Genomic DNA, 21,298 nt, shown 5'->3' with positions numbered 1-21,298 from the left:
CGTCGCAACCGCCGCCTTTTTCAACAGAATCGGCCACAAGCGAAAGTCAACGTCGGCTGAATGATTGAGGCCGCCAACTGAAGCAGCCTTAGTTCAGCTTGCGCTTTAGTTCTTGGACGAACTTCCGCTGCTCCTCGATGTCCTCTTCGACCATCTGGCGCAGTTCGTCGATGGGAGACGGCTTTTGACTTGCGCGGGGCTTCTTGGGTGGTTTCTTGTCGGTCATCAATCCTCCCAGATTAGGACGCGGACTCATTAAGGCGCAGCCATAGCCTTATTGATGCGAGTTGAACGAATGCGAGGTAGTTGGCGGCGAGCCTATCGTAGCGCGTCGCCACCCGACGACATTGTTTGATCCTGTTGAAGAACCGCTCGACCTGGTTGCGAGCACGATAGAGGTGGGGGCTGAAGCAGATCGGATCGCTACGATTGCTCTTCGGCGGGATGTTGGCCCACGCGCCCTTCTTCATAGCCATCTCCCTGATCCAGTCCGCATCATAGCCACGGTCGGCAAGCAGCATCGAGCCTGCTTTCAGACAAGACAGCAGTTTTCCGGCGAGTCGAACGTCATGGGCCTCACCCGGGCTCAGCGCCAGCCGTACCGGCAAGCCATTGCCATCGACCACCGCATGGATTTTGCTCGTCAAGCCGCCGCGTGACCTTCCCATCGACTGGCGCTGGTTTCTTGTGATGCAGGCTCCATGCTGATGCACGCGGACAATGGAGGTGTCGATCATCTGGACAGCGGCATCATGGGCAGTGGCGAGCGCTTCTATGATGCGGCCCCAAACACCGGCCCGCCGCCACCTAACGAACCGGTTGTAGCAAGTGGTGTATGGGCCAAACGCCGTCGGCAGATCACGCCAAGGTGCTCCTGATCGGAGGACCCAGAAGATGCCATTCAGGACCCGTCTGTCGTTCACCCGACGAACGCCACGCGGCTTGTTCGGTAGCATCGGCTTGATGGCGGTCCATTCATGGTCCGTGAGTTCGTAGCGCATGATTCGACCTCCAGTTCAGGAGTTTGAATCACGGTAGTCGGGCCAAACGCAACGATCCTGGCTTGCTCCTGGTATGGCGCTTACGGACAGAGCGGACATCAACAGCCCTCAATCTCTGCCAGATGCGTCGAAAATGGACCCATAGCAGACACCGACGCGCCAACTGACTTCGGCATTGTTCGGCCCGCGTTCTCTGTGCGTCAGGTGCAAATTGCTCCAACTGAGCAATCAGCGCCTCTTGAGTAACTTGAGAATTTTTCCGGGTTTCATGTGCAATATTGTTTTGCACGTATCAAAAGATACTGAACCAGTGCCCGCTTCGGGTCATTATCTTCGATCGTAGGACTTCTGTTATGAGAACGCCGGTTGCTTTCTCGCTAATAAGCGTTGGATTTTGCCTATGCCGAAGCGTCGCCGCGTTAAACAGATCTTCTCTCTCGAAGAACGCCTATCTGTCGAGGCCAAGCGCCTGCGGGAAGAAGCCAAGCTGCTCCCCCCAGGTGCTCTCAGGGACACCTTGCTGAGAAGAGCGCGTCAAGCAGAGACGGGCTCGCACTTGAGCGAATGGCTCCGGTCGCCCGGACTGAGGCCCCCGGAGTAGGAACAACGGCAAAGCTGTGCTAGTTAACAACCATCATCGGCACGCGACCCGCAGGCGTCGATGGCTGAGAGATGTTTGCGCTCCCGCCTCGAAATCGGAGCGCGCCGAATGCCGCTATATTTTTTCGATCTGCTTAGCGCCGAAGGGTTAGCTCCCGACGAAGAGGGAACGGAGCTTTCCTCTCTAGATGAGATTCAAAACGAGGCGGCTTACGCTCTTGCCGATATGCTGAGAGACGAGGTGCGGGCGACCAACGGCAACCCGCGTGCTCGCGATCTGATGATCGTCGTTCGCGACAAAAATGGTCCGGTCTTGGAGGCGAAGTACTCTTTTCAGATCGCGCGCGTCCAGTAGGCATGCGTACCTCTTTCTCCGTCAGTGACAGAGCTGCCGATGGCAGCTTCTGGCCGCAGCAGACCTTCACGGCAATCTTGCTCAGAACCCCATTTTATCGCCCGTCTTGCCAATGCAAATCCTTAAGAGAGTAGACCTGTCCAAGTCCCAAACCAGGAGCTTTGCAACCAACCATTGACGCAGCTATTGTGTCCCCATCACCGGCTTCGGCTCTGCCCGTAGGCGTCGGTGGCTGAGAGATCATTGTGCTCCCGCCTGCGAGCCAGGGAGCGCCATGATGACCGAGCAGTATGGCCGGGAACTTCAAGATCTGTTTGATGCCGCCGATCGAGCGATTGCTCATAGTAGGGAAATCATCCGGCAGCGCCGAGAGATGTTGGCAGCTTGCGAAAACGACCGCCGCCAACAAGAGGATCGCTTCGCTTTTCGCCGGGAATTGTGGAAACCTCGTTGAATATTTGCGTTAGTTGGTGACCTGATGGCTTTGGCCCTATGCCTCAAGCGCCCCGACCAACCGCCCAAATGCAGATTTATCGACCCAGCGAGTTCGATCGCGAACTCATCGAGCGCGCGCGAGAGGTCGTACAGTTTGCAAAAAAGGTTCTGGCGGAGTCCGATCCGACTGTCCTGCTCAAAGGGTACCGTCCACTACTCCCTCAGAAGGTCAGCGAGACTGCCACATTTACGGAGGAGTAGCGGTCTTCAAAACCGAGAAAGGTTTAGGCATGGGAAAACTCCGGGTCTCTCGGCGGCTCGCTTACCACCTTGGCCAAGAGGCCCGACGCGGCGGTATACGTATCGACGAAAATCCTTTCCCACCTTACTCTGGAGGCCACAACCTCTGGCGGCTGGGTTGGGAAGAGGAGGATCATAAGCTCTCGTGAGAGGCGGTGGAACGTTAAGCCTCCTGGCCCATTGGAAGCCGGCTTCACGTTTCAGACTGAATGGTGCAGCAGTAAAGCCGCCTATTTGGCGAGATTTACATACATGCGGGAGCGCAAATGCCATCCATTGAACAATGCAGAGCGTATGCCGCTGATTTTAAAATCCGAGGAGCCGATTCGAAAAATTCAGCAAGGCGCTCTGCGGTTCTTTTGAGCATTTCACGAAGCTGGACAGCATTGGGGCACCAGCTCGAAAGCCTTGCAGAAATTGTGAAATCGGAAGGAAAGTGAAGTTCGCGCCCCGTTGGTTGGGCTGCTTGTCCCGCCATGAGAGCTTAGCAACCAGCCAAGATCGGCCCGGTTAGATCATCTGCATCATGGCCGAGGTTGCCGAGGCGTCGGTGACTGAGAGAGACGAGCGCTTCCTTTACGCTCCCCAACATGGCCAAAGGCACCGTGACTTACGCAAGCTGATATGGGTCGAGTGATGCCCCCTCAGTTGGCGGTCTCCCAACGGCGACTTCCGCTTGGGGCTTATCGCGACATATTGCGCTGCCGCCCGAAGTCGGTCGCTGTAAGGGCAAAGGAGACATTGTTTTAGTTACATCATGGCGCCGGGTTTATGGGTACACGGCCTAGTGAGCCGCTAGGACCGGTGGGCTTGTAACGATGTGTGGGAAGCTTTAGTGGCGGCGCGCTCCAGACGCACGAGCCACTAGCTCAAGAACTTGCGCGGCCAACGCGCTTGAGGCGAAAGACAGTCGCCCGGCGCGCATATAGGTCGATTTGAGCGCGCGTGCCAACCGAGCAGAACCTTCAATCTGGGCGCGCGGCTCAGCCGTTGATGACAATTTCTCGCCGGGGTGTAGCCTGTGCTGGGCGGAGCTTGATTCGTCATGCTGGACGCTATTCTCATGCTGCTTGGAATTGGAGCCGTTGCCCTTCTGCTTATTGCGTTTTGGGCACTGCATAGGCCCGTGTGAGCGGGCCTCTCGTGCTTGAAGAGTCTAATGTTGGATCTAGCCGGTTCACGACTGACGATTGTCTCACTAGTATCAAAATATAACGAGAGGGAGCCAGCCTGAAGCTCGGCGGCCCGCCAATATCAATTGGGAGGCTTGTCTTCACGGTTGAGCATCGCCAAACGCCGTACGAGCTCTTCCTTCTTGGCCACGAGTCTCGCGGCGAGAATGTCATTGACGACCATATGGAGTCGCCAAAGCTCTTCGAGAGACATCCTCTCAAACGGCTGCCGTTCCATGACCCCCCCGACTCACGAATTGCCCATAGCTTGAGCTTTCGAGGGGCAGATGGCAACTCGGGGCTGGTTGCGCGGAGAGTTACCTACACCTACGGCGCCGATCTAGTTTCTGGGAATCTGAACGCCTCGATCTTGACCGCGAGCGGCGCAACTGAGCTTGCGCTAATCGGTTTCGCAGGACACCTAATTCAGCCATTTGACATTTGATGAATGCGGTACGTTGGCGCAGAGCAAAAGCGGCATCGAAAGTTCGATCGGAAATACTCATCACGACCCCAACACTACTGTACTATAAAATATCTCGACAATCATAGTATTACGACAGGGGATGGACACAATTGCAAGGCGATTTCTTGAGCAATGCGCCCGACGCCGTTGCTCGAGAAAGGACCATTGATGCTTGGATCGTCGCCGGGCAGCCGGCCGAATGGAAAAGTCGGCGCGCGCCCAAACCAGCCCGTTGACGTTGCCAGCCACTGGTGCGGCCACCGCCGCTGAACGAAACCATTTTACGCCATCGGCGAAGCCGTCCGGAAACAGGCAAGGGCTTAGGTTGACGCATCAGACGCGGGGATGCCACCATGCTAGTCCTGATGAACCTGATTTGGCGACAACTTGCCTATACAATGCTGATCGGCATGCGATCCAAACTCATACGGCACTGAAACTAGAAATTAGAAGCGGCCGTGGGTCAGGAGGCCATCGTGCCCAAACAGGTCGTGATAGCTCTCTGCTCTTTGGCAGTTGCGTGCCGGGCGCTTGGTAGCGTTGGTTGCGCAAAATGGCACGAAGGCCCACGTGTCTCAGAAACGTAACCTATTCGTGCTCAGCTTGATGTAGCGGGCTAGTCACACCGGCCATCGACGCTGAATTTTCGAAGCTTCTGACCGTAGTTTTCCAGCAAACCATGGGCGGCGGCCCTTGATGCATGGTGGGGCCGATTGTGAAATGATCATATTGCGAGCCAGAAATGCCGCGATAGGATCATTCCACCGGGGTTGGCTGTATATTCGCTTAGATCTTTTCATCCGGTGTCTCTCGGCCATGCTCGGAACGGAGCGTGAGCATCGCTGCGGCCTTCGCGCAGACCGGTTGCTTTTAATCACCAACAAGTCTTGTGTCCCTCGCCGCAAGTTCTACGTACCGACAATTTGCGGAATCCAATTTGCCGTTGGAGGACGTTTATGCCCAAAGAGAATTGCCTGATTGTTCGTGCGGGTGGGAAACGACTGGACCTGTTACGAGGCGAAGCTGCCCGCATCGCCAAGGGAGCTAACGCTGGCTGGTGGACCGACCGAGCGGAGATCGGCATCAGGTTCTGCTTTGAAGATTCTAAGTCAAAAGAGTTATTCGCACTCACCTGCGACAGCCTCGGCATCACCTGTCAGGACGGCTAATCCATTGAAAAAACCGCGGGCTTGGGAGCCAGACCGGACAGACCTGAGCCGATGCACCATGAAGGCTCGCCAGGGGTGAACGAGAGGCCGCGAATTGAGGCGGTGGCTATGTCAGCGACGATCTGGAGAGGTACGACTTTGTCCATGGCGCTGCGACCTGAGCGACCGATTGTTAGGCCGACATTTATTAGGGCCGATGTGTGAACGAGCCGCTAGCCTTACCGAACGCGCCTATGTGACTATCCTGCTCAATGCTTCAGTTCGCACGTGGTCACGAGCAGCATGGTCCGGCTGCATTGCCAATCGGATCCCAACATTGGTTCGTGGAGTCCACGAGGAGTACCGAGGGCGATAGTAGTACCAGCAACCACCAGAACAGCGATGGTCAGCGCGAGCGTTCGATGGTTTGCCAAGTTCCACTTCATTGAGCTTCCCTCCAGTGGAAGTGACCATGCTACGCGCAGAGATACCTCCCGCTTGTGAACTACTTCACACGGCGTTTCTCAGCAGTCATCACAGTCGCGTGCAGCAAGCCCGCCGCGAGAGGGCTCGCACAGCTCAGCAGTCCGCCCCTTACGCACCTTGCCGTAGGGACACCCGTTTGGCTAGGGAAGGGGGCCCACCTGCTGCGACGAAAACAACGGTTTCGACGCCGTTTCAAGCAAAGCCAGCCTTTGGAAGATCGACTCGCCAACGCGGCGGAACGACTGCGCGAGCAAGCAAAGTTGCTTCCGCCCGGTGCGCTTCGCGAAGTGCTGCGAAAGGCCCGTCAAGCCGAAACAAGCTCGCACATGAGCGAGTGGTTACGGTCTCCGGGCCTTCGCGCACCGACGTGAAAGACTATCGCGCCTTCCTCCTCGGTCAGGGCGGACATGTTTTTGGAGCCGAAGGCTTCGAAGCCTCCAACGACGACGACGCTTTGCGAAAAGCACAGTTTCTAGTCGACGGCTGCGATGTTGAAGTTTGGCAGCTTGCGAGAAAGTCGGCGCGATCAGGGCCGCGGCAAACTTGTCAGCGTCCGATGAAGTCCGAAAGACGTTTCATCGCTCACCTCATCGCTCATCGAGCAAGCGCAGCAAGTTGCTGAGGAATACGCCAACGATCAGCGCGGCATTATCAAGAAGCTGCGCAAGCCTCAGAATTAATATGCACAAGCCATGTCCGGAGTTGGCCCAGAGGCGAAGATCGTGGTCGCGCTCGGCGGGTCAGCACTTGAGGCCAGACCGGACGTGCCGACATCACGTCCAGATCGAGGCGATTGACCCAAAGGAAACACTGCTCCGCTTCGAGGGCGTGTTGGCACGCGCGCGCGACTAGAACGGTTCAGTCTTTCGAGCGCAGCCCCGTTTCGATGCGTTGAATCAGCCGCTGCCGCAAGGAAGGCACCACGTCGCCGAGGACGACGAAGGTGCGGACGATGGGCAAATACGGCTCCATGGCCGCCGTAAGCTCCGCGAACGACATGCCGGCCAGCCGCGCGTATTCGGATTGCGCCGCCGCATTGGTCGCGCGCGGACGCTCCGGATTGTCAGCTATTTCCGGGGCGAGTTCGGAAAGGATGACATGCAAGAAACCAAGATCGAGGGCGGCCGGCCCGCGCATCGCGAAGGTCCAGTCGACGAGCTTTGGGCCTTCCGCCGTCATGATCACGTTGCCGGAGCTAAGGTCGCAATGGCAAAGCCCGTTACCGATCGGCAGGTGATCAATCAGGGCGAGGATATCCGCGGCGATGCGCTTCGGGACCTTGCCGTCGTCGTGCTGCAACTCGGTTTCCATATAGTCGCGCATGGAAGGAATCTCCGGCGGCGCGGATGTCTTATGAAGAGACATGGCCAGAGCCGCGACGATTGCGCCTGCCTGTCCGTACGTGACCGTGCCGGTCCGCGAGAGATGCAACAGGGTTGGTCCGTCAAGACGCTCCAGCACGATGCCGAAGCGCCCGTCCAGCGTCAACTCGCCGAACACCTCCGGCACCGGAAGACCGGCAGCGAAGACAGCGCCGATCATGCGCATTTCATGCCGACCGAACTCACGAGCGACGCCGGCCTTGAAAAGCTTGACCACTTGACCGGGCGCCCAAGTATAGGCTTCGGAGAAGGCACCTTCACCAATCTTTTCCCCCAGGGGTCCCTGCATGCCCGTTCTCCGCCGTGCAGAGGAAACACCAGCGGCGAGCAAAAAGAAACCCCTTCCATCGCGGCGTCGCTTCGTCCTACGCTAAATGGTCCTAGTCCGGTTGTGACCCATCAGCGAAGTAGCAGCGCGCCTCGTTGAGGTCCGCTCAGTGAAGCATGGCGGACCAGATGTGCTAGGTTGAGTTCTTCGCATTTTGACCCCTGACCGGACATTATTGGGACCACGTAGACCGGCGATCCCCGAGCCGGCAAATAAGAAGCTGCGGATGAGTCAGGAGCCTTGACCAACCTTAAGCTGTGCAATTCTGCTAGTGTTGGAAGTCCAGGCGGGCGGTCCGAGAGCGGAGGCAGCGGTGACAAACTGGGAGGTGTCGAACGGCCCACTTGGCGAACCGCCATCCGAGAACGCGCAGCCGGACAAACCGGCATCCGATGAGAGGGAACGGGAGAAGCCGCCATCTGATCGCAACTTAAAGATTCGCTTGCGGGCACGATTGCAGGTGATCGGGGGCGCGCTCGCCTCGATTGCTGCCGTGGGCGCGATCGCGGGTGGCCTCGTTGGCTACTGGACCGTTTGGAAGACACTCCGCACAGACGTGTTTCCGGAAAGCCAAAAAACACAGAAACAGGCTACCATCCGGCCCGATGTTGCTCCTCGTTTGTCCCTTGTTGTCCTGCCATTTGCAAATCTCAGCAACGATGCGGAGCAGGACTATTTCGCCGACGGCATTACGACCGATCTGACAACAGACCTCGCGCAAATGCCTGAGACGTTCGTCATCGGTCGCGGGACGGCTTTCACCTATAAGAAAAAGCAGGTCGATCTAAAGACGCTGGGCAAGGACCTTGGTGTCCGATGGGCGGTACAGGGAGCGGTGCAGCGGGCCGGAGATCGGGTCCGTATGAACGTATCACTTTCCGACCTGTCGACTGGTCGCGACGTCTGGTCGGACCGCTTTGACGGCGATCGGTCAAATCTTCCGTCCTTGCAGGAACAGGTCACGGCTAGGCTCGCCCGTTCCCTCAACGTCGAACTCATCCAAGCCGAAAGCCGGCGCAGCCAAATGGACAGACCAACCAACCCAAACGCTGTGGATTTCAGCATGCGCGGCTGGGCGAAGCGCTATGGCCCACGGACCAAGTTGACGAATGCAGAGGCAAACGACTTGTTCGACAGCGCACTGCGCCTCGATCCGAGCAACATAGATGCAATGATCGGCAAGGCATCGTGCCTAGCGGATGGTGTGATCTACGGATGGTCAACATCCGTGGCGGAGGACAAAAGGACGGCGCTCAAGCTAATTGATCAAGTTCTCGCACAACGTCCAGCGACCGCAAACGCGCACGCAGCCAAGGGAAACATATTGAACTATGGAAATCCTGAGGAAGCCTTGCCTGAATATGACGCAGCTTTGGAAATCGATCCTAATTCGCCTGTCGCGTATGCATCCAAGGGGATCGTACTTGTTACGGCGGGACGCGCGGCCGAAGCGTTTTCTCCAATTCAGATCGCTTTGCGCCTAAGCCCCAAAGATCCGGCTGCTGGGACTTGGCATTTTTTCCTCTGTCACGCTCATGTCCATCTAAGCCAATACAGGGAAGGGATTGAGGAATGTAGGCGCTCCATAAATTTGAACAAATCGGACTGGTTTCCGTATCCAGATCTGATTGCCGCCTATGAAGCCACTGGCCAATCGGAAATGGCCCAGCAAGTAATCGTGGAACTAAACGCAATCCGACCGGACTTCACGATCCAGTGGTTCAAGCAAATCGGCTATGCACGTTCGAGCAATCCGCAGTTTCGTCGTGAGTACGACGGCATCATCGAAGGACTCAGAAAAGCCGGCGTTCGCGAGCAATGACGCGACGGAAACCTCATGGCTTGGTTTACAGACAGACGAGAGCAAATGAATAAGGTCTGCTTCTGGCCTGTTGCTGTCGAACCACGCAGCCGCGAGCACTAACGTTGTCAGGGGACGACCGGACCTGGCCGAGCCGAGGCCAAACTGTCGCGATTGACCCATACCGGAAGTCGGTGTCTGGGCCGCGACGCGGCTCGCGTCGGCCTTTTTCCGAGGGACTGTCCATCGCTGCCGTCGGTCGACATCATTCGGCCGATGGTATACCTCGCGGGTTCGTAGTTCGGTTTGAGGTCACGTAATCGATCTCGGAATACGTAATGCCCATATCCATCAGCTCCCGATCACTCAGGTTGCAAAGATCGCGCCGCAGCCGCTCCCATTTTCGCCATTCCTTAAAGGCGGTCCAACAATTCATGAACGCACCCACGTTGCCTCGCTGCGCTACGGTCGTCTGGACCAAGCCCGTTGTCTGGTAAATCGTGCTCATTTGCAGCATCCTCGGGTGCCTTGTTTCCACCCAGATAAACTGCCAAGATTTGGCCCAACACGCTTGACGTGCTGCTTACATTTTCCTTATGGGCAGCTTATTCTTTACCTGCGAATTGTTGCCGCCTTTAACCGGCGACCGCCTAGAGGGATTTCGCATCTTGCGCTATCTCTTCGAAGATCTTGAACTAGATTCCGGCCGCCGCGAGCTATACCGCGACACAAACGTCGTTGCCCTGGCGCCACAGACCTTTGACCTGCTCGACTATCTCATTCGCAACCGCGAGCGCGTAGTTGGCAAGGACGAGCTCATCACCGCCATTTGGAAGGGACGGTTCGTGTCCGATGCCGCGCTGACGACCCGGCTAAATGCAGCTCGATCCGCGATTGGCGATTCCGGAGAGCGCCAGCGTCTGATCAAGACGCTGCCGAGGAAGGGCTATCGCTTTATCGGTACGGTGCAGGAAGCCGACAGAGCCCCCACGGTGGCAGTAAACGAATTCCAAAGGGAGACCGCCAAACCTGCCCTCACACTTCCCGACAAGCCGTCGCTCGCCGTTCTCCCATTCACCAACCTGAGCTCGGATCCAGAACAGGAGTATTTCGCCGATGGCATGGTCGAGGACATCATCACCGGCCTTTCACGGTCCAAATCGCTGTTCGTCATCGCGCGACAATCTACTTTTAGCTATAAGAGCAAGCCTATCGACATTAGGCAGGTCGGGCGCGAGCTAGGCGTTCGGTACGTGCTCGAAGGCAGCGTGCGCAGATCCGGCGACCGGGTTCGCATTTACGGAAATTTGATCGAGGCCACGACGGGTGCCCACCTCTGGGCGGACCGCTTCGACAGCCAACTCAGTGATATCTTCGATCTGCAGGACCAAGTGACGGGTAGCGTGATTGGCGCACTCGTTCCTCAATTGGAGCGGGCCGAGATAGAGCGCGCAAAACGCAAGCCAACCGAAAATCTTCAGGCCTACGATTACTATCTTCGTGCACTCTCAAGCTTCTATCAATTCACTCGCGAACAAAACATTGAAGCCCTCAGACTGACTCGGCTTGCCGTCGAGATCGATCCCGGGTTGGCCGCAGCATACGCGCTGGGCGCTTATTGCTGCCTGCAACGAAAGGTCTTCGGCTGGACGGTCGATGCGGATCAGGAACGCGATGAGACCCGACGGCTGGCGAGGCGCGCAATTGAGCTCGATAAGGAAGATCCAACTGTCCTTGTGAGGGCCGGGCAGGCTATTGCCAGCGTACTGTATGAGCTCGACGAGGGCACGACCCTTGTTTTCCAGGCGCATGAGCTCAATTCAAATTTGGCTGTTGCACGATATAGTATCGGCTGGGAACACATACGGCGCGGCAATGTTGAGGAGGGGCTCAAACAGTTCCATGCCGGCGTGCGTTTAAGCCCTATGGATCCGTTTCTTTTTCTGATGCGGACCGGAATAGCGTTTGCTCATTTTTTGACAGATCGATACGAAGACGGTTCATCATGGGCCAAGTTGGCTGTGCTGCACCGGCCCAACTATCTCAACGCACAGTTTATTCTAGCGGCTTGCCACGCAATGTCTGGCAGGGTCGAGGAAGCCCGAGTGATCGGTGCACGCCTACTAGAAGCGAGGCCGGCTCTGCGCCTCTCTACGCTCGTTCCCAAGCTCGCTAGATTTTACCAGCCGAAACCTCTCGAAAAAATAACGATAGCTTGCCGCATCATGGGTCTCCCCCCCTAATTGCATGCGGCTGTTCGGGAAGTGCTGATCTCATTGCAATTCCTCTGAATTGCAAAGCCACGAGTTCACTGACTCAAGCACGGTCATTCAGAACGCCGCGACCCGGACTCCCTGCATGGAATTCCGGCGTACGTTCTCAGATCATGCTGCCGGGCAGAAAGCAGCGAACGCGCGGATGGCCATCGATGTAGTGCTTCCATACCATAGTCGGACCGGCGCGGTTCGGTTGCTTTAGGACGGCGCCCTCAGGAACCACGACCCACTCACCTTCGATGCGGACGCGGTAATGGCCACGGTCGGATTCCCAATCGGCGTCGAAGACGATGTATCCATCGGCATCCGTACAGCACTGCCCAAACTCGCTATGCAAGCTCTCGAACCATGGCTTCAGCGGCGACTTGGCGTAGCGCCCGTCATCACGGGCGAGCACCGGTGTCGCCAACGCAATCAGGCCAAGCATCAGCGCTGCATGTATTCTCGCGGACATTCGTTCCTCTCTACGAGGCTGCAAGCGCACTATGCGCCGATCTGCTTCCTCACCCTGCGATATGCGAAAAATGGAAGTCCGACAAAATCGCTTTTACTTCTGGCTATGGAGCAAATGCCGCTGCCTGTGGAGGGCCGGGTGTATCAGGGCGAACGAATACAAAACGCGACCTCACCGGCAGGTCCAAACCGTCTTGGCCGTCCTGCCCGATCAGAATGAGGCCCGCTCCACCATTCGCCACTGTTAGGATGACCGGTTCACCAGCCCATGTCCTGATCGGCTCCATCGCCAGGATAAGGAATTCGCCGATCGGCTGGTCCAGATACTGAAGTCTTAGCTGCGCTGCGATTTCGGCGGGCGCAAGCAGAAGGCCCAGCAATTGTGCGCGCGCATAGACGTCCCGCAGCGCTGCCGTTTTGCCCTCAAAGCCAAGTTCGGCTGGCGATACGGCAACAAGCTCGACCTCGGCTTTCTTCCCGCTGAGGGTAAAGGCCGGTCTTCCGATAATCTCGTCAGCCGAGCTCCCAACACCGCAGCCCAGTGCACTCATCGCGCCCCGAAGAGCGGCCAAATCCCTAAAGGTCCCGACAGTAATCCTCTTCCAGAAAGGAACCTCGGCGGCGGAGCTGAATGACGTCCGGGTGTCGCGGGCTGGCGGAGCCCCCTTGAGCGCCAAGTGATTGCGCAGGACATCCTGCGCAGAGCATTGGGCTTCAGTAGCGTTGGCGCAGGCGATGACAAGCGCACCGCAGACAAGTAGAGTGGCACTCCGTTGTGCAAATGCAGCGGCCCGTCGCATTCTCCTGGACTCGTAGGTCGCACTCATCGTCGCCTCCGCTACGTGTCTCGCCGCCTAGACTGCCAAAGCGCGGTTCGGTAGGCTTTACGAGCGGCTTACATTTTCCTTATCGGCGGCTTATTCTCTTCATTCCGACTGGCGCAGGGGCGCAGCGTCGCTCCGAGACTGGCAACGGGGAAGGAAGTTGCGCTATCTGTTTGAGGAGTACGTCTTCCACACCGATCGGCGCGAGCTGCATCGCGAGGGGGAGCTCGTCCCTGTCGCACCACAGGTGTTCGATCTGCTTGGTTACCTGATCCGCAACAGGGAGCGAGTTGTCAGCAAGGACGACATCATCAAAGTCATTTGGAATGGGCGCAGCGTATCCGACGCGGCGCTGACAACCCGCCTGAATGCCGCCCGGACTGCAATCGGCGATTCCGGCGAGGAACAGCGCTTCATAAAAACACTACCGCGCAAGGGCTTCCGTTTCGTCGGAGCAGTCCGGGAAGTGAAGGAACCGGCAGGCGCAGCAGTTGCCGATAATCAGTTAGAACTTCAGAAAGCCGACCTTGCGCTCCCCGACAAACCGTCTATCGCTGTGCTGCCGTTTGAAAACCTGAGCGGCGATCCCGAGCAGGAATATTTCGCCGACGGCATGGTGGAAGAAATCATCACCGCGCTGTCGCGCTTTAAGTCTCTGTTCGTTATCGCACGTCACTCAAGTTTCACCTTCAAAGGCAAAACTGTCGATATCCAGGAGGTCCGACGCAGGCTCGGCGTGCGCTACGTGCTTGAGGGGGCCGTGCGCAAGGCATCGGGGAAGGTTCGAATCACAGGGCAATTGATTGATGCGGTGACATGCGCGCATCTATGGGCGGACAGATTCGAGCGTGATCTGACGGACATTTTCGCTCTCCAAGACGAAGTTGCACTCGCCGTTGTCTCGGCTGTTCAGCCAAAGATGCTTCAAGCAGAGATTGAAGCGGCTACGCGGCGGCGACCAGAGAACCTCACTGCCTATGATTTTTTTCTCCGATCCATGCAACAGTATTACCTGACGACCCGCGAAAGTTTGGCCGAGGCGATTAAGTTGGCTCATCGGGCTTTGGAGCTAGAGCCGAGGTTCAGCTCTGCAGCGGCTCTGGCAGCTGACTCTCACGCGAGCAACTTCGCTTTAGGCTATGCCAACGATCCCGAGTTCGACGCCAAGGAAGCAATGCGGCTTGCACGTTTGGCGTTGAGCCTCGATGATGATGACCCCGACACGTTGTCAAGGGTTGCTGTAATCTCAGCAGGCCTGGTCGGCGATAGTGAAGCTGAAATCGAAATGGCTGACCGGGCGGTCGCGCTCAACCCGAATTCCTGGCGCACTTGGAACAATAGAGGCTGGGTCTATACAATGGGGGGACTGCCCGAAGAGGCCATCCAAAGCTTTGAACGTGCAATTCGCATGAGCCCGGTAGACCCGCTGCTACACATGACGTTTCTGGGCATTGGGAATGCTCTTATGGGCCTTGGCCGGTTTGACGAGGCGATCATTGTCTTGAAGAAAGCCCTTCGTCAGAATCCTTCCTTTGTGCCAGCTTGCCGTGGACTTGCGTCTGCCTTCGCCCACCTCGGACGCGACGCTGAGGCGCACGCCGCGGCGGCGCGTGTGCTTGAGATCGATCCCGCCTTTACAATATCGGCGCATATCGCCCGGGCCCCCAAAAGCTCAAAGCTGTTGATCGAGGGCCTTCGGAAAGCGGGGCTGCCCGAATAACCTTCCTGCGCTGTGCGGACGGGGTGATCGATGACCGCTTCTGGGCCCATTGCTGACCTTCGCTCGGAGAGTTTTAACGTCTGCTTCCGGGAGATTCGCGACGAGCCCACGCGGCGATCCGAATTGGACCGACCCTGCCTACAGCTCCTTGCGGATCTTCTTGATGAGCGCCTTCTGGTCGTCGATGTATTCCTGGACGACCTGACGAGCTTGCTCCTCGCGCGACTCCTTTGGAGGGTTCAATTGTTCTTTGCGGCTATCATCGTCAGTCATCTAGTATATTAGCGCAAATCAGGTCGCCCCTAAATTCAGTTTGAGCGACCAGAAGTCACAGAGGGCCATCGGCACAGGTGTTCCCTACCAAGGCCGGTGGGAACCCGCCGGAGCCGCGCCCGTTGTCCCAATATGTGCATGTCGGGAGAACTTCCATGTCGGTAAGACTTCAGATCGCGGCCATGGTCTTCATGATGGTCCAGGCAGTGCTGTTCGGAGCGGGAATGGTCGTGATCCTTCTCACTCCGATCCAGTCGGATGCGATGGAGGCGATCCCGACGATGATAGCGATCAGCGTCGTGACATCGGCGGCGATTGCCTGGCTGATCGCGCCGCGGCTCCGTCAACGCTACTGGCGCGCACGGGGCGCGGACGGCGACGTCATATCCGGCTGAACCGAAGGATTGGATTCTGATACGGAGCGGACGGTCCGCCTGGCGACGAGTCCGAGCGTGGACCCCTGGACGATGAGCTGAAGAGAACGACGGCGTAAGTTGCCGTCAGAATGAGAGACTTCGCCGGCGTATCCGGCAACGACAGCGCCAGCCGCCACGGAGGTGGGGCAGGATAGGGTGGGGATGGGGTAGGATAGGGTGGGGATGGGGTAGGGCAGGTGCAGGGCAGGCAGGATGGGCGATGGGCGATATTAAAGAAGAGAGCAGGTCACATTACGAACCTTAGGCGCGATTGGCGCGTGAACAGAGAAGGAAGATTGTACCCCAGATCGAGCGCCGGCACTGAGCTGAAGAAGGCTAAGATCTCATCAACCAGAAGCGCGCCGTCCGCGATCTCAAAGACAAGGCTCGGATGGAATGATGCCCGAGAAGCCGATCGACGGCGTGGAGCCCGAGCAGTCCGAGGATGACATCCAGCGCGAAGAGCTCGGTCCTCGCGGCGTTCCCAGAAAGGAAAGCCCAGCGCGGATGACGCCGCAGCGGGAGAAGAAGACGCCGAAGGACGTTGATCCCGGACATTCGGCATGAACTCGATGGACACATTTGATCCGTTCGCCGTTTCACGTTCACGACGGCCTCAATCACCAGATCATCGAATGGAGTCCTCGATGGGCTTCGATGTACCACGAGCACGCGTCGAAGTGGAATGAGGGTGTCATAGCCTGGGACGGCTTGTTGCTCGACGGATGGGCGTCCATCATTCATACTTCTTGCGGCCATTGAAGGTGTGAGCGGAGCTGGGAAAGAGCCGATGGCCGTCAAGAAGGTCGGCAACAGCCGCAAGAGTCGATCGCCGGCGGCGGTTCCGATCGTCGACCCCTGACCAAAGTAACGCCGTCGGAGCCAGAACAGCTCCGCTCCAAGATGGCCTCCGACCGCGACAAGCTTGAATTCCCCGAACCGCCCACGGCAACGGCCGTTGAAGAGGAAACGCGTCGACAATATTCTGCCGATTTATGGAAAAACTACATAGCGCAGAATTTCAAAGGTCTTTGTTGGAATTCGATGCGTGCCGTTCAAAAAAATCGCGGTCCGCCGACGAGATAATAGCGCCTGGTGCTAGAACATTGCTCCTCGAAAGAGGGCAATTTCGTAAACTAGTTAAGCGCAACGGCTAAAATCCTGCCTCCCACTCGGCAGCGGCCGGGTTGCGAACAGGACGGAGCAGTATTGGAATGCCCTATTCCAAAATCGAAACTCGGCGATCAAAAAATGCGCTTGCTGAAGATGCGGCTGATGATCCGCCGCAAGGCGATGTGATGTACCAGTGTGTGCCGGGTAGTAATCAAGACCTCACGGGAGGACGCGTAGCCAAGCTCCGAGGCAGCGAAGAAAATTGCTGGACGAACTCTCTTGGTGGACTGAGCAGCCCTTCTGCGCCGCAAAAACCCGGGAGCGCTGCCTGACGAAGTCAGCTTACTTCACGGCTCCTCCTGTGATACCGGCGATAAAGCGATCGAGAAAGAGATTGTAAGCGATAGCCACTGGCACCGCGGCGATCAGGGCACCCGCCATGATCTCACCCCAGAAGAACACGTCTCCGCGGATCAAGTCGGTCGAGACGCCCAACGTGATCGGCTTCTGGTCGGATGAGGAGACGAAGGTCAGCGCGTAGACAAACTCCTGAAGCGTCAGGGTGAACGTAAAGATCACCACGGTCAAAATTGCCGGCACCGACAGCGGGATCGCCATCTTGATGAAGGCGCCGAAAAGGCTGCAGCCGTCGACGATTGCGGCTTCCTCGATCTCGACCGGCAGCGCCTTGAAGAATCCCATCAACAGCCAGGAGCAGAATGGGATCGTGAACGTTGGGTAGACCAACACCAACGACCACATCGAGTTTTGGAGACCGAGGACGGCGATGATCCGCGACAACGGCAGGAACAGTAGGGTTGGAGGGACCAAGTAGGTTAGGAAGATCATGATGCCGAGAGCTTCGCCCTTTCTGCTGGTCATGCGGGCAAGGCTGTATCCGGCCGGAACCGCGGTGACTAGTGTGATCGCGGTGACGCAGAGGCCGATGACCAGTGAATTCAGCAGCCAGCGCGCGAACAGGGTCTCCTCGAACAGGTACTTGATGTGCTCGAGCGTCGGCGGCTCATTGAACCAGAACGGGGTGTTGGCGATGTCGTAGAGGTCGCTGTTCTGCTTGAACGCCGTGATCACCATCCAATAGAACGGAAACGCGGCCAGGATGACGAAGAAGGCGACGCCGAAGTAGAAGCCGGTTTCTCGGAGCGAGCGGGCAACGGGGGACGACATCTCAAATCTCCCGGCGACGAATGAAGCGCAGCATGAAAATCACCACGACCAGCAGCACCGGCAGCATGAACAACGAGATGGCCGCGCCGTGCGAGACATCGCCGGAGACGATGCCGGTCTGAAAGCCAGCGAAGCCCAGCACCGATGTCGCGCCGCCAGGACCACCCATCGTCAGCAAGAACACGATGGAGAGATCAGTGAACGTGAACACGATGCCGAAGATCAGGCCGATGGCCATGATCGGCAGGATCATGGGCAGGATGATCTGGTAGTTGCGGCGCCAAAAACCTGCACCGTCGACCGTGGCCGCGTCGATCACGTCCTGCGGAACGGCAGTGATGCCGGCGAGGAAGATCACGATGGCAAATGGAAAGAAGCGCCAGGCGTTGATGATGACAATGCACAACATTGCAAGGTAGGGATCGCCAAGCCAGTTCGGCGCATCTTCGCGAGTAAGAAAGCCCGCCGCGATCAGGCTCCAGTTGATCACGCTGTAGAGCGAATCGAACATCCACTGCCAGGCGATCGTGGCGAGTGCGACCGGCACTGCAAATGGCAGGATAATCAGCGCCCGCACGATCTTGCGGCCCCGAAAGGGTCGCAATAGCAGGAACGCGCCGAACTTTCCGAGCACGAGGCCGAGCAATTGCGACCCGAACGTAAAGATGAACGTGTTGCGCAACGTGTCGAGGAAAGTTGGATTCTGCAGAATTTGCTCGAAATTGGCCAGTCCGACGAACTTCCAGGTCGGGTTATAGATCGTGTAGGCGCTGAGCGAGTAGTAGATCGCGAGCAGAAGCGGAAGACCGACGAGCAGCAGGACGTACAGGATCGCCGGCGCGACCAAAATCGTTTCGAGCATTTCGCGGCGATCGAGTACGAAGTGAAAGCGCGAAACCGGCTTGGCAATGGGCTCTGCAATGACGGCCATCAGCTGTCCCCGGTTCAGTGGCGAGTGCTGCGATTGCCGCCGGCGTCGAAATGGCGCAAGGCGCTGTTCTTCACCGCGAACGGATGCCACTCCCCGGGATGAATGCTTGCTTCGGCGACGTGGGCTGGCGGCAACTTCGCCGTGATTGGTTGGCTCGAATCGAAATCAGCGATCGCACCGTAAACGATGCGCTCGGACCCGAGATATTCGGAGCGGTCGACGCGAAACGAGAATTCGGTCGCGCCGCCATCTTCAATCATGTTCCTGGGCAGGAAATTCTCCGGCCTGAAACCCAAATAGCCGCCGCCGTCGTGTGTCACGATGTTCATCGGCGGCGCGCCGACAAAGGTCGCGACGAAAAGGTCGGCTGGATCTTCGTAGATTTCGGTTGGCGTCCCCACCTGCCTGATACGTCCATGGTCGATGACCGCAATGCGGTCGCCCATGCCCATCGCTTCGACTTGGTCGTGGGTCACGTAGACGGTCGTAAGCCCAACGCTCTGCTGGAAGTTCTTGATTTCCTGCCGAGCCAGGGTGCGCAATTTGGCATCGAGATTGGACAGCGGCTCATCGAGCAGAAGCGCCGTCGGCTCGCGAACGAGCGCGCGCGCAAGCGCAACGCGCTGGCGCTCGCCGCCGGAGAGCTGACGCGGCCGCCGGTCGAGAAGATGGCCGATGCCAAGCAGCCGCGAGGCCCAATCGACCTTCTTCTGGATTTCCTCGCGGGGCACCCGCTGCGTCCGCAACGGAAACGCAATGTTGTTGCGGACGGTGTAGTGCGGATAGAGACCATAGCTCTGAAACATCATCGCAACGCCGCGAGCGCGCGGCGGGATGTCGTTGACGACGTGGCCGCCGATCAGGAGATCGCCGCTCGTCTGCTGCTCCAGGCCGCAGATGATGCGCAGAAACGTCGTTTTGCCGCAGCCCGAAGGGCCGAGCAGCACCATGAACTCGCCATCCGGCACCGTGAGCGAGATGCCGTTGACGGCGGGCACCTCGCCGAATATCTTGACGATATCCCTAGTCAATACCGCAGCCATCGAACCTCCTGAGATCAATGCACTGCGCTCCGCCGTCGATCATGCGGCGGAGCGCCAGTCCTTTGTGACAGGCAGCAACCGTTGCGGTGTCCGGGCCGCGCAAGCGCGGTCCACCGCCTCAGGTTTTGCCGTGCCACTTGGTGAAGATCGCCTCGGACTGCTGGTGCGCCCATTTGACGGCGTCCTCGGCCGACATCTGACCGGTCGCGGACTTCGACATCATGTCGCAGATGACGAAGTCGTTGTAGACCTCGTCGACGGCAGGCCATGACGGACCGGGATATCCGGGGGACGCCGACCACTGTCCGGAATCCTGCAGCACGGCAAGCTTGTCATTCGGCGTCGAGGTTGAATCGTTCGACAGAATCGGCATCGGCTTCGGCACGAGGTTGGCGAAGCACGGATTGTTGTACCCCTCGCTCGCCTTGAACGCTTCCGGCCAGTGATCGGCGTAGTATTTGAGGAACTCGATTGCGCCTTCCTTGTTCTTGGCGAACTTCCAGATGCCGTAGAACTCGGACGCGCCGCCCATGATCTGGCGTACCGGCCCCTTCGGCGGGGCCATCACGAAGGTGTCGTCGGCGCCCTTCTTGTTGGCCTTCTGGAAGGTACGGTAGGCGGAAATCGGGTTGACGATCAGCGAGCCGACGCCCGACACGAGATATCGGTTGTTGCTGGAGTCGTCCCACGACAGCACTTCCGGCGTCATCGCCTCCTTGTATAGCGCCGAGACATATTTGACGGCTTCGACCGTCTCCTTGCTGTTGAGCACGACGCTCTTGCCATCGGCGTCCTGAAGCGCGCCGCCATAGCTCCACAGCAGGCCGCGCCAGGTCGTATTCGGGTCGTTGCTGTGCCCGAGCGAAATGCCCACCGGGTGACCCTTGGCTTTCAGCTTGGCGCCGCCCGTACGCACGTTGTCCCACGTGTCCGGCTTCACTCCGATCTCGTCCCACATGCTCTTACGATACATGATGGGGAAGTTGATGTAGAAATCGGGGAACGCAGACCAGGTCTTGTCGTCCTGGTTGTAGCCGATCTGTCGCCCGATCGTGCTGACCTTGCCGTACTTTTTCTCCGTCGCCTCGACGAGGCTCGTCACGTCGACGAGGAACTTGCGGTAGAGGTGCGCGCCGCCCGCGCCGTTCCAGCCGAACAGATCGTGGCCCGATTGTGCGGAGGCCTCGGCGGCGGCGCGCGCGGCGACGTTGCCGACCGGGATGTGATCGACGGTGACCTCGACGTGGTTTTTCTCTCCCCAGTCCTTTGCGAACGCATCGAACCATTTGTCGTACTCGGGGACGAAATGGCTCCACTGCACGATGGAAAGGGATTTGGTGTCGGCAAGCGCGCGGGAGACGAACGGCGCAGATACCGACGGCGCCGATGCGGCGGCAAGGGTAAGACCGGTGTGTTGCAGGAAACGGCGTCGTGTGACGCGCAAATACTTGCCCGTGCTCATCTGGACTCCTCCTGTATGTGCGTCGCCAGTTGGAGAAGGCTTATCCAGAGAGGGATGAGTCTAGCTCTACCTGGGATCTTTGCTTTTGGTTCACTATAGTCCTAAGGCGCCAAGGGTCTTTTCGA

At 58.0% G+C, this 21,298-nt stretch carries 19 protein-coding genes; 8 read left to right on the top strand and 11 right to left on the bottom strand.

The genetic code is table 11. The features are described from left to right. Positions 1–88 precede the first annotated feature (88 nt). A complete protein-coding gene (locus tag XH83_RS27380) occupies positions 89–226 on the bottom strand; it encodes a hypothetical protein (protein ID WP_194403769.1) in 138 nt (45 codons plus the stop codon). Positions 227–239: 13 nt separating this feature from the next. Next, on the bottom strand, positions 240–1,001 hold the full coding sequence (locus tag XH83_RS27375) for an IS5 family transposase (protein WP_194403768.1): 762 nt from the start codon (positions 999–1,001) through the stop codon (positions 240–242). Positions 1,002–1,710: 709 nt separating this feature from the next. On the opposite strand from XH83_RS27375, the gene XH83_RS27370 reads away from it, so the two are divergent. The 3 genes from XH83_RS27370 to XH83_RS27360 all read left to right on the top strand — a co-directional run bounded on the left by XH83_RS27370 (position 1,711) and on the right by XH83_RS27360 (position 5,498). Beyond that, complete coding sequence (locus XH83_RS27370) at positions 1,711–1,956, top strand: hypothetical protein (protein ID WP_128963644.1); 246 nt, start codon at positions 1,711–1,713, stop codon at positions 1,954–1,956. A 274-nt stretch (positions 1,957–2,230) separates the two neighbouring features. Further along, a complete protein-coding gene (locus XH83_RS27365; protein ID WP_128963645.1) occupies positions 2,231–2,410 on the top strand; it encodes a hypothetical protein in 180 nt (59 codons plus the stop codon). A 2,875-nt stretch (positions 2,411–5,285) separates the two neighbouring features. Next, positions 5,286–5,498 carry a hypothetical protein gene (locus tag XH83_RS27360; protein WP_194403767.1) on the top strand — a complete coding sequence of 71 codons (213 nt, stop codon included), beginning with the start codon at positions 5,286–5,288 and terminating at the stop codon, positions 5,496–5,498. A gap of 1,323 nt (positions 5,499–6,821) precedes the next feature. On the opposite strand, the gene XH83_RS27355 is transcribed toward XH83_RS27360, so the two are convergent. Next, positions 6,822–7,634 carry an aminoglycoside phosphotransferase family protein gene (locus XH83_RS27355; protein WP_194403766.1) on the bottom strand — a complete coding sequence of 271 codons (813 nt, stop codon included), beginning with the start codon at positions 7,632–7,634 and terminating at the stop codon, positions 6,822–6,824. Between the two features lie 352 nt (positions 7,635–7,986). Between XH83_RS27355 and XH83_RS27350 the strand changes: the two genes are divergently transcribed. Further along, a complete protein-coding gene (locus XH83_RS27350) occupies positions 7,987–9,495 on the top strand; it encodes a tetratricopeptide repeat protein (RefSeq protein WP_194403765.1) in 1,509 nt (502 codons plus the stop codon). Positions 9,496–9,739: 244 nt separating this feature from the next. Here XH83_RS27350 and XH83_RS27345 read toward each other — a convergent pair whose 3' ends face one another. Continuing rightward, positions 9,740–9,910 (bottom strand): DUF1127 domain-containing protein, encoded by a 171-nt coding sequence (locus XH83_RS27345; RefSeq protein WP_246776518.1) that lies wholly within the window; start codon positions 9,908–9,910, stop codon positions 9,740–9,742. Between the two features lie 232 nt (positions 9,911–10,142). On the opposite strand from XH83_RS27345, the gene XH83_RS27340 reads away from it, so the two are divergent. Then, positions 10,143–11,717 (top strand): winged helix-turn-helix domain-containing tetratricopeptide repeat protein, encoded by a 1,575-nt coding sequence (locus tag XH83_RS27340; protein ID WP_194403763.1) that lies wholly within the window; start codon positions 10,143–10,145, stop codon positions 11,715–11,717. A 136-nt stretch (positions 11,718–11,853) separates the two neighbouring features. On the opposite strand, the gene XH83_RS27335 is transcribed toward XH83_RS27340, so the two are convergent. Together XH83_RS27335 and XH83_RS27330 are read right to left on the bottom strand one after the other, a co-directional pair. Next, positions 11,854–12,177, bottom strand: coding sequence for a hypothetical protein (locus tag XH83_RS27335; RefSeq protein WP_246776337.1), 324 nt, complete (start codon positions 12,175–12,177; stop codon positions 11,854–11,856). Positions 12,178–12,307: 130 nt separating this feature from the next. After that, positions 12,308–13,030, bottom strand: coding sequence for a hypothetical protein (locus XH83_RS27330; RefSeq protein WP_246776336.1), 723 nt, complete (start codon positions 13,028–13,030; stop codon positions 12,308–12,310). A 157-nt stretch (positions 13,031–13,187) separates the two neighbouring features. Here XH83_RS27330 and XH83_RS27325 point away from each other — a divergent pair, with 157 nt between their 5' ends. Further along, positions 13,188–14,747, top strand: a complete 1,560-nt coding sequence (locus XH83_RS27325; RefSeq protein WP_194403761.1) for a winged helix-turn-helix domain-containing tetratricopeptide repeat protein — start codon at positions 13,188–13,190, stop codon at positions 14,745–14,747. A 138-nt stretch (positions 14,748–14,885) separates the two neighbouring features. On the opposite strand, the gene XH83_RS40255 is transcribed toward XH83_RS27325, so the two are convergent. Then, positions 14,886–15,020: a hypothetical protein gene (locus XH83_RS40255; RefSeq protein ID WP_256438859.1), complete on the bottom strand. Its 135-nt coding sequence runs from the start codon at positions 15,018–15,020 to the stop codon at positions 14,886–14,888. Between the two features lie 155 nt (positions 15,021–15,175). Between XH83_RS40255 and XH83_RS27320 the strand changes: the two genes are divergently transcribed. Both XH83_RS27320 and XH83_RS27315 read left to right on the top strand, forming a co-directional pair. Continuing rightward, entirely contained in the window at positions 15,176–15,415 is a 240-nt protein-coding gene (locus tag XH83_RS27320; RefSeq protein WP_194403760.1) for a hypothetical protein, read from the top strand. A 420-nt stretch (positions 15,416–15,835) separates the two neighbouring features. Further along, positions 15,836–16,003, top strand: a complete 168-nt coding sequence (locus XH83_RS27315; RefSeq protein ID WP_194408509.1) for a hypothetical protein — start codon at positions 15,836–15,838, stop codon at positions 16,001–16,003. An 888-nt stretch (positions 16,004–16,891) separates the two neighbouring features. Here the strand turns inward: XH83_RS27315 and XH83_RS27310 are convergent. From XH83_RS27310 to XH83_RS27295, 4 genes are all read right to left on the bottom strand, one after another. Further along, on the bottom strand, positions 16,892–17,737 hold the full coding sequence (locus tag XH83_RS27310; RefSeq protein ID WP_194403759.1) for a carbohydrate ABC transporter permease: 846 nt from the start codon (positions 17,735–17,737) through the stop codon (positions 16,892–16,894). Between the two features lies 1 nt (position 17,738). Next, on the bottom strand, positions 17,739–18,668 hold the full coding sequence (locus XH83_RS27305; RefSeq protein ID WP_194403758.1) for a carbohydrate ABC transporter permease: 930 nt from the start codon (positions 18,666–18,668) through the stop codon (positions 17,739–17,741). Positions 18,669–18,682: 14 nt separating this feature from the next. Beyond that, the gene (locus XH83_RS27300; protein WP_194403757.1) at positions 18,683–19,711 is read right to left on the bottom strand and encodes an ABC transporter ATP-binding protein; all 1,029 of its coding nucleotides are present in this window, start codon (positions 19,709–19,711) and stop codon (positions 18,683–18,685) included. Between the two features lie 118 nt (positions 19,712–19,829). Continuing rightward, positions 19,830–21,173, bottom strand: a complete 1,344-nt coding sequence (locus XH83_RS27295; protein WP_194403756.1) for an extracellular solute-binding protein — start codon at positions 21,171–21,173, stop codon at positions 19,830–19,832. Positions 21,174–21,298 lie beyond the last annotated feature (125 nt).

It is taken from the genome of Bradyrhizobium sp. CCBAU 53351 (genome assembly GCF_015291745.1).
Classification (GTDB): domain Bacteria; phylum Pseudomonadota; class Alphaproteobacteria; order Rhizobiales; family Xanthobacteraceae; genus Bradyrhizobium.
This window is presented reverse-complemented; position numbering and strand designations above follow the sequence as displayed.

Coding starts and splice junctions, on each gene's coding strand:
- XH83_RS27360 (WP_194403767.1), top strand. CDS start 5,286: ATGCCCAAAGAGAATTGCCTGATTGTTCGTGCGGGTGGGAAACGACTG.
- XH83_RS27365 (WP_128963645.1), top strand. CDS start 2,231: ATGATGACCGAGCAGTATGGCCGGGAACTTCAAGATCTGTTTGATGCC.
- XH83_RS27300 (WP_194403757.1), bottom strand. CDS start 19,711: ATGGCTGCGGTATTGACTAGGGATATCGTCAAGATATTCGGCGAGGTG.
- XH83_RS27335 (WP_246776337.1), bottom strand. CDS start 12,177: ATGCTTGGCCTGATTGCGTTGGCGACACCGGTGCTCGCCCGTGATGAC.
- XH83_RS27320 (WP_194403760.1), top strand. CDS start 15,176: ATGTCGGTAAGACTTCAGATCGCGGCCATGGTCTTCATGATGGTCCAG.
- XH83_RS27370 (WP_128963644.1), top strand. CDS start 1,711: ATGCCGCTATATTTTTTCGATCTGCTTAGCGCCGAAGGGTTAGCTCCC.
- XH83_RS27315 (WP_194408509.1), top strand. CDS start 15,836: ATGCCCGAGAAGCCGATCGACGGCGTGGAGCCCGAGCAGTCCGAGGAT.
- XH83_RS27375 (WP_194403768.1), bottom strand. CDS start 1,001: ATGCGCTACGAACTCACGGACCATGAATGGACCGCCATCAAGCCGATG.
- XH83_RS27295 (WP_194403756.1), bottom strand. CDS start 21,173: ATGAGCACGGGCAAGTATTTGCGCGTCACACGACGCCGTTTCCTGCAA.
- XH83_RS27310 (WP_194403759.1), bottom strand. CDS start 17,737: ATGTCGTCCCCCGTTGCCCGCTCGCTCCGAGAAACCGGCTTCTACTTC.
- XH83_RS40255 (WP_256438859.1), bottom strand. CDS start 15,020: ATGACTGACGATGATAGCCGCAAAGAACAATTGAACCCTCCAAAGGAG.
- XH83_RS27330 (WP_246776336.1), bottom strand. CDS start 13,030: ATGAGTGCGACCTACGAGTCCAGGAGAATGCGACGGGCCGCTGCATTT.
- XH83_RS27305 (WP_194403758.1), bottom strand. CDS start 18,668: ATGGCCGTCATTGCAGAGCCCATTGCCAAGCCGGTTTCGCGCTTTCAC.
- XH83_RS27355 (WP_194403766.1), bottom strand. CDS start 7,634: ATGCAGGGACCCCTGGGGGAAAAGATTGGTGAAGGTGCCTTCTCCGAA.
- XH83_RS27345 (WP_246776518.1), bottom strand. CDS start 9,910: ATGAATTGTTGGACCGCCTTTAAGGAATGGCGAAAATGGGAGCGGCTG.
- XH83_RS27380 (WP_194403769.1), bottom strand. CDS start 226: ATGACCGACAAGAAACCACCCAAGAAGCCCCGCGCAAGTCAAAAGCCG.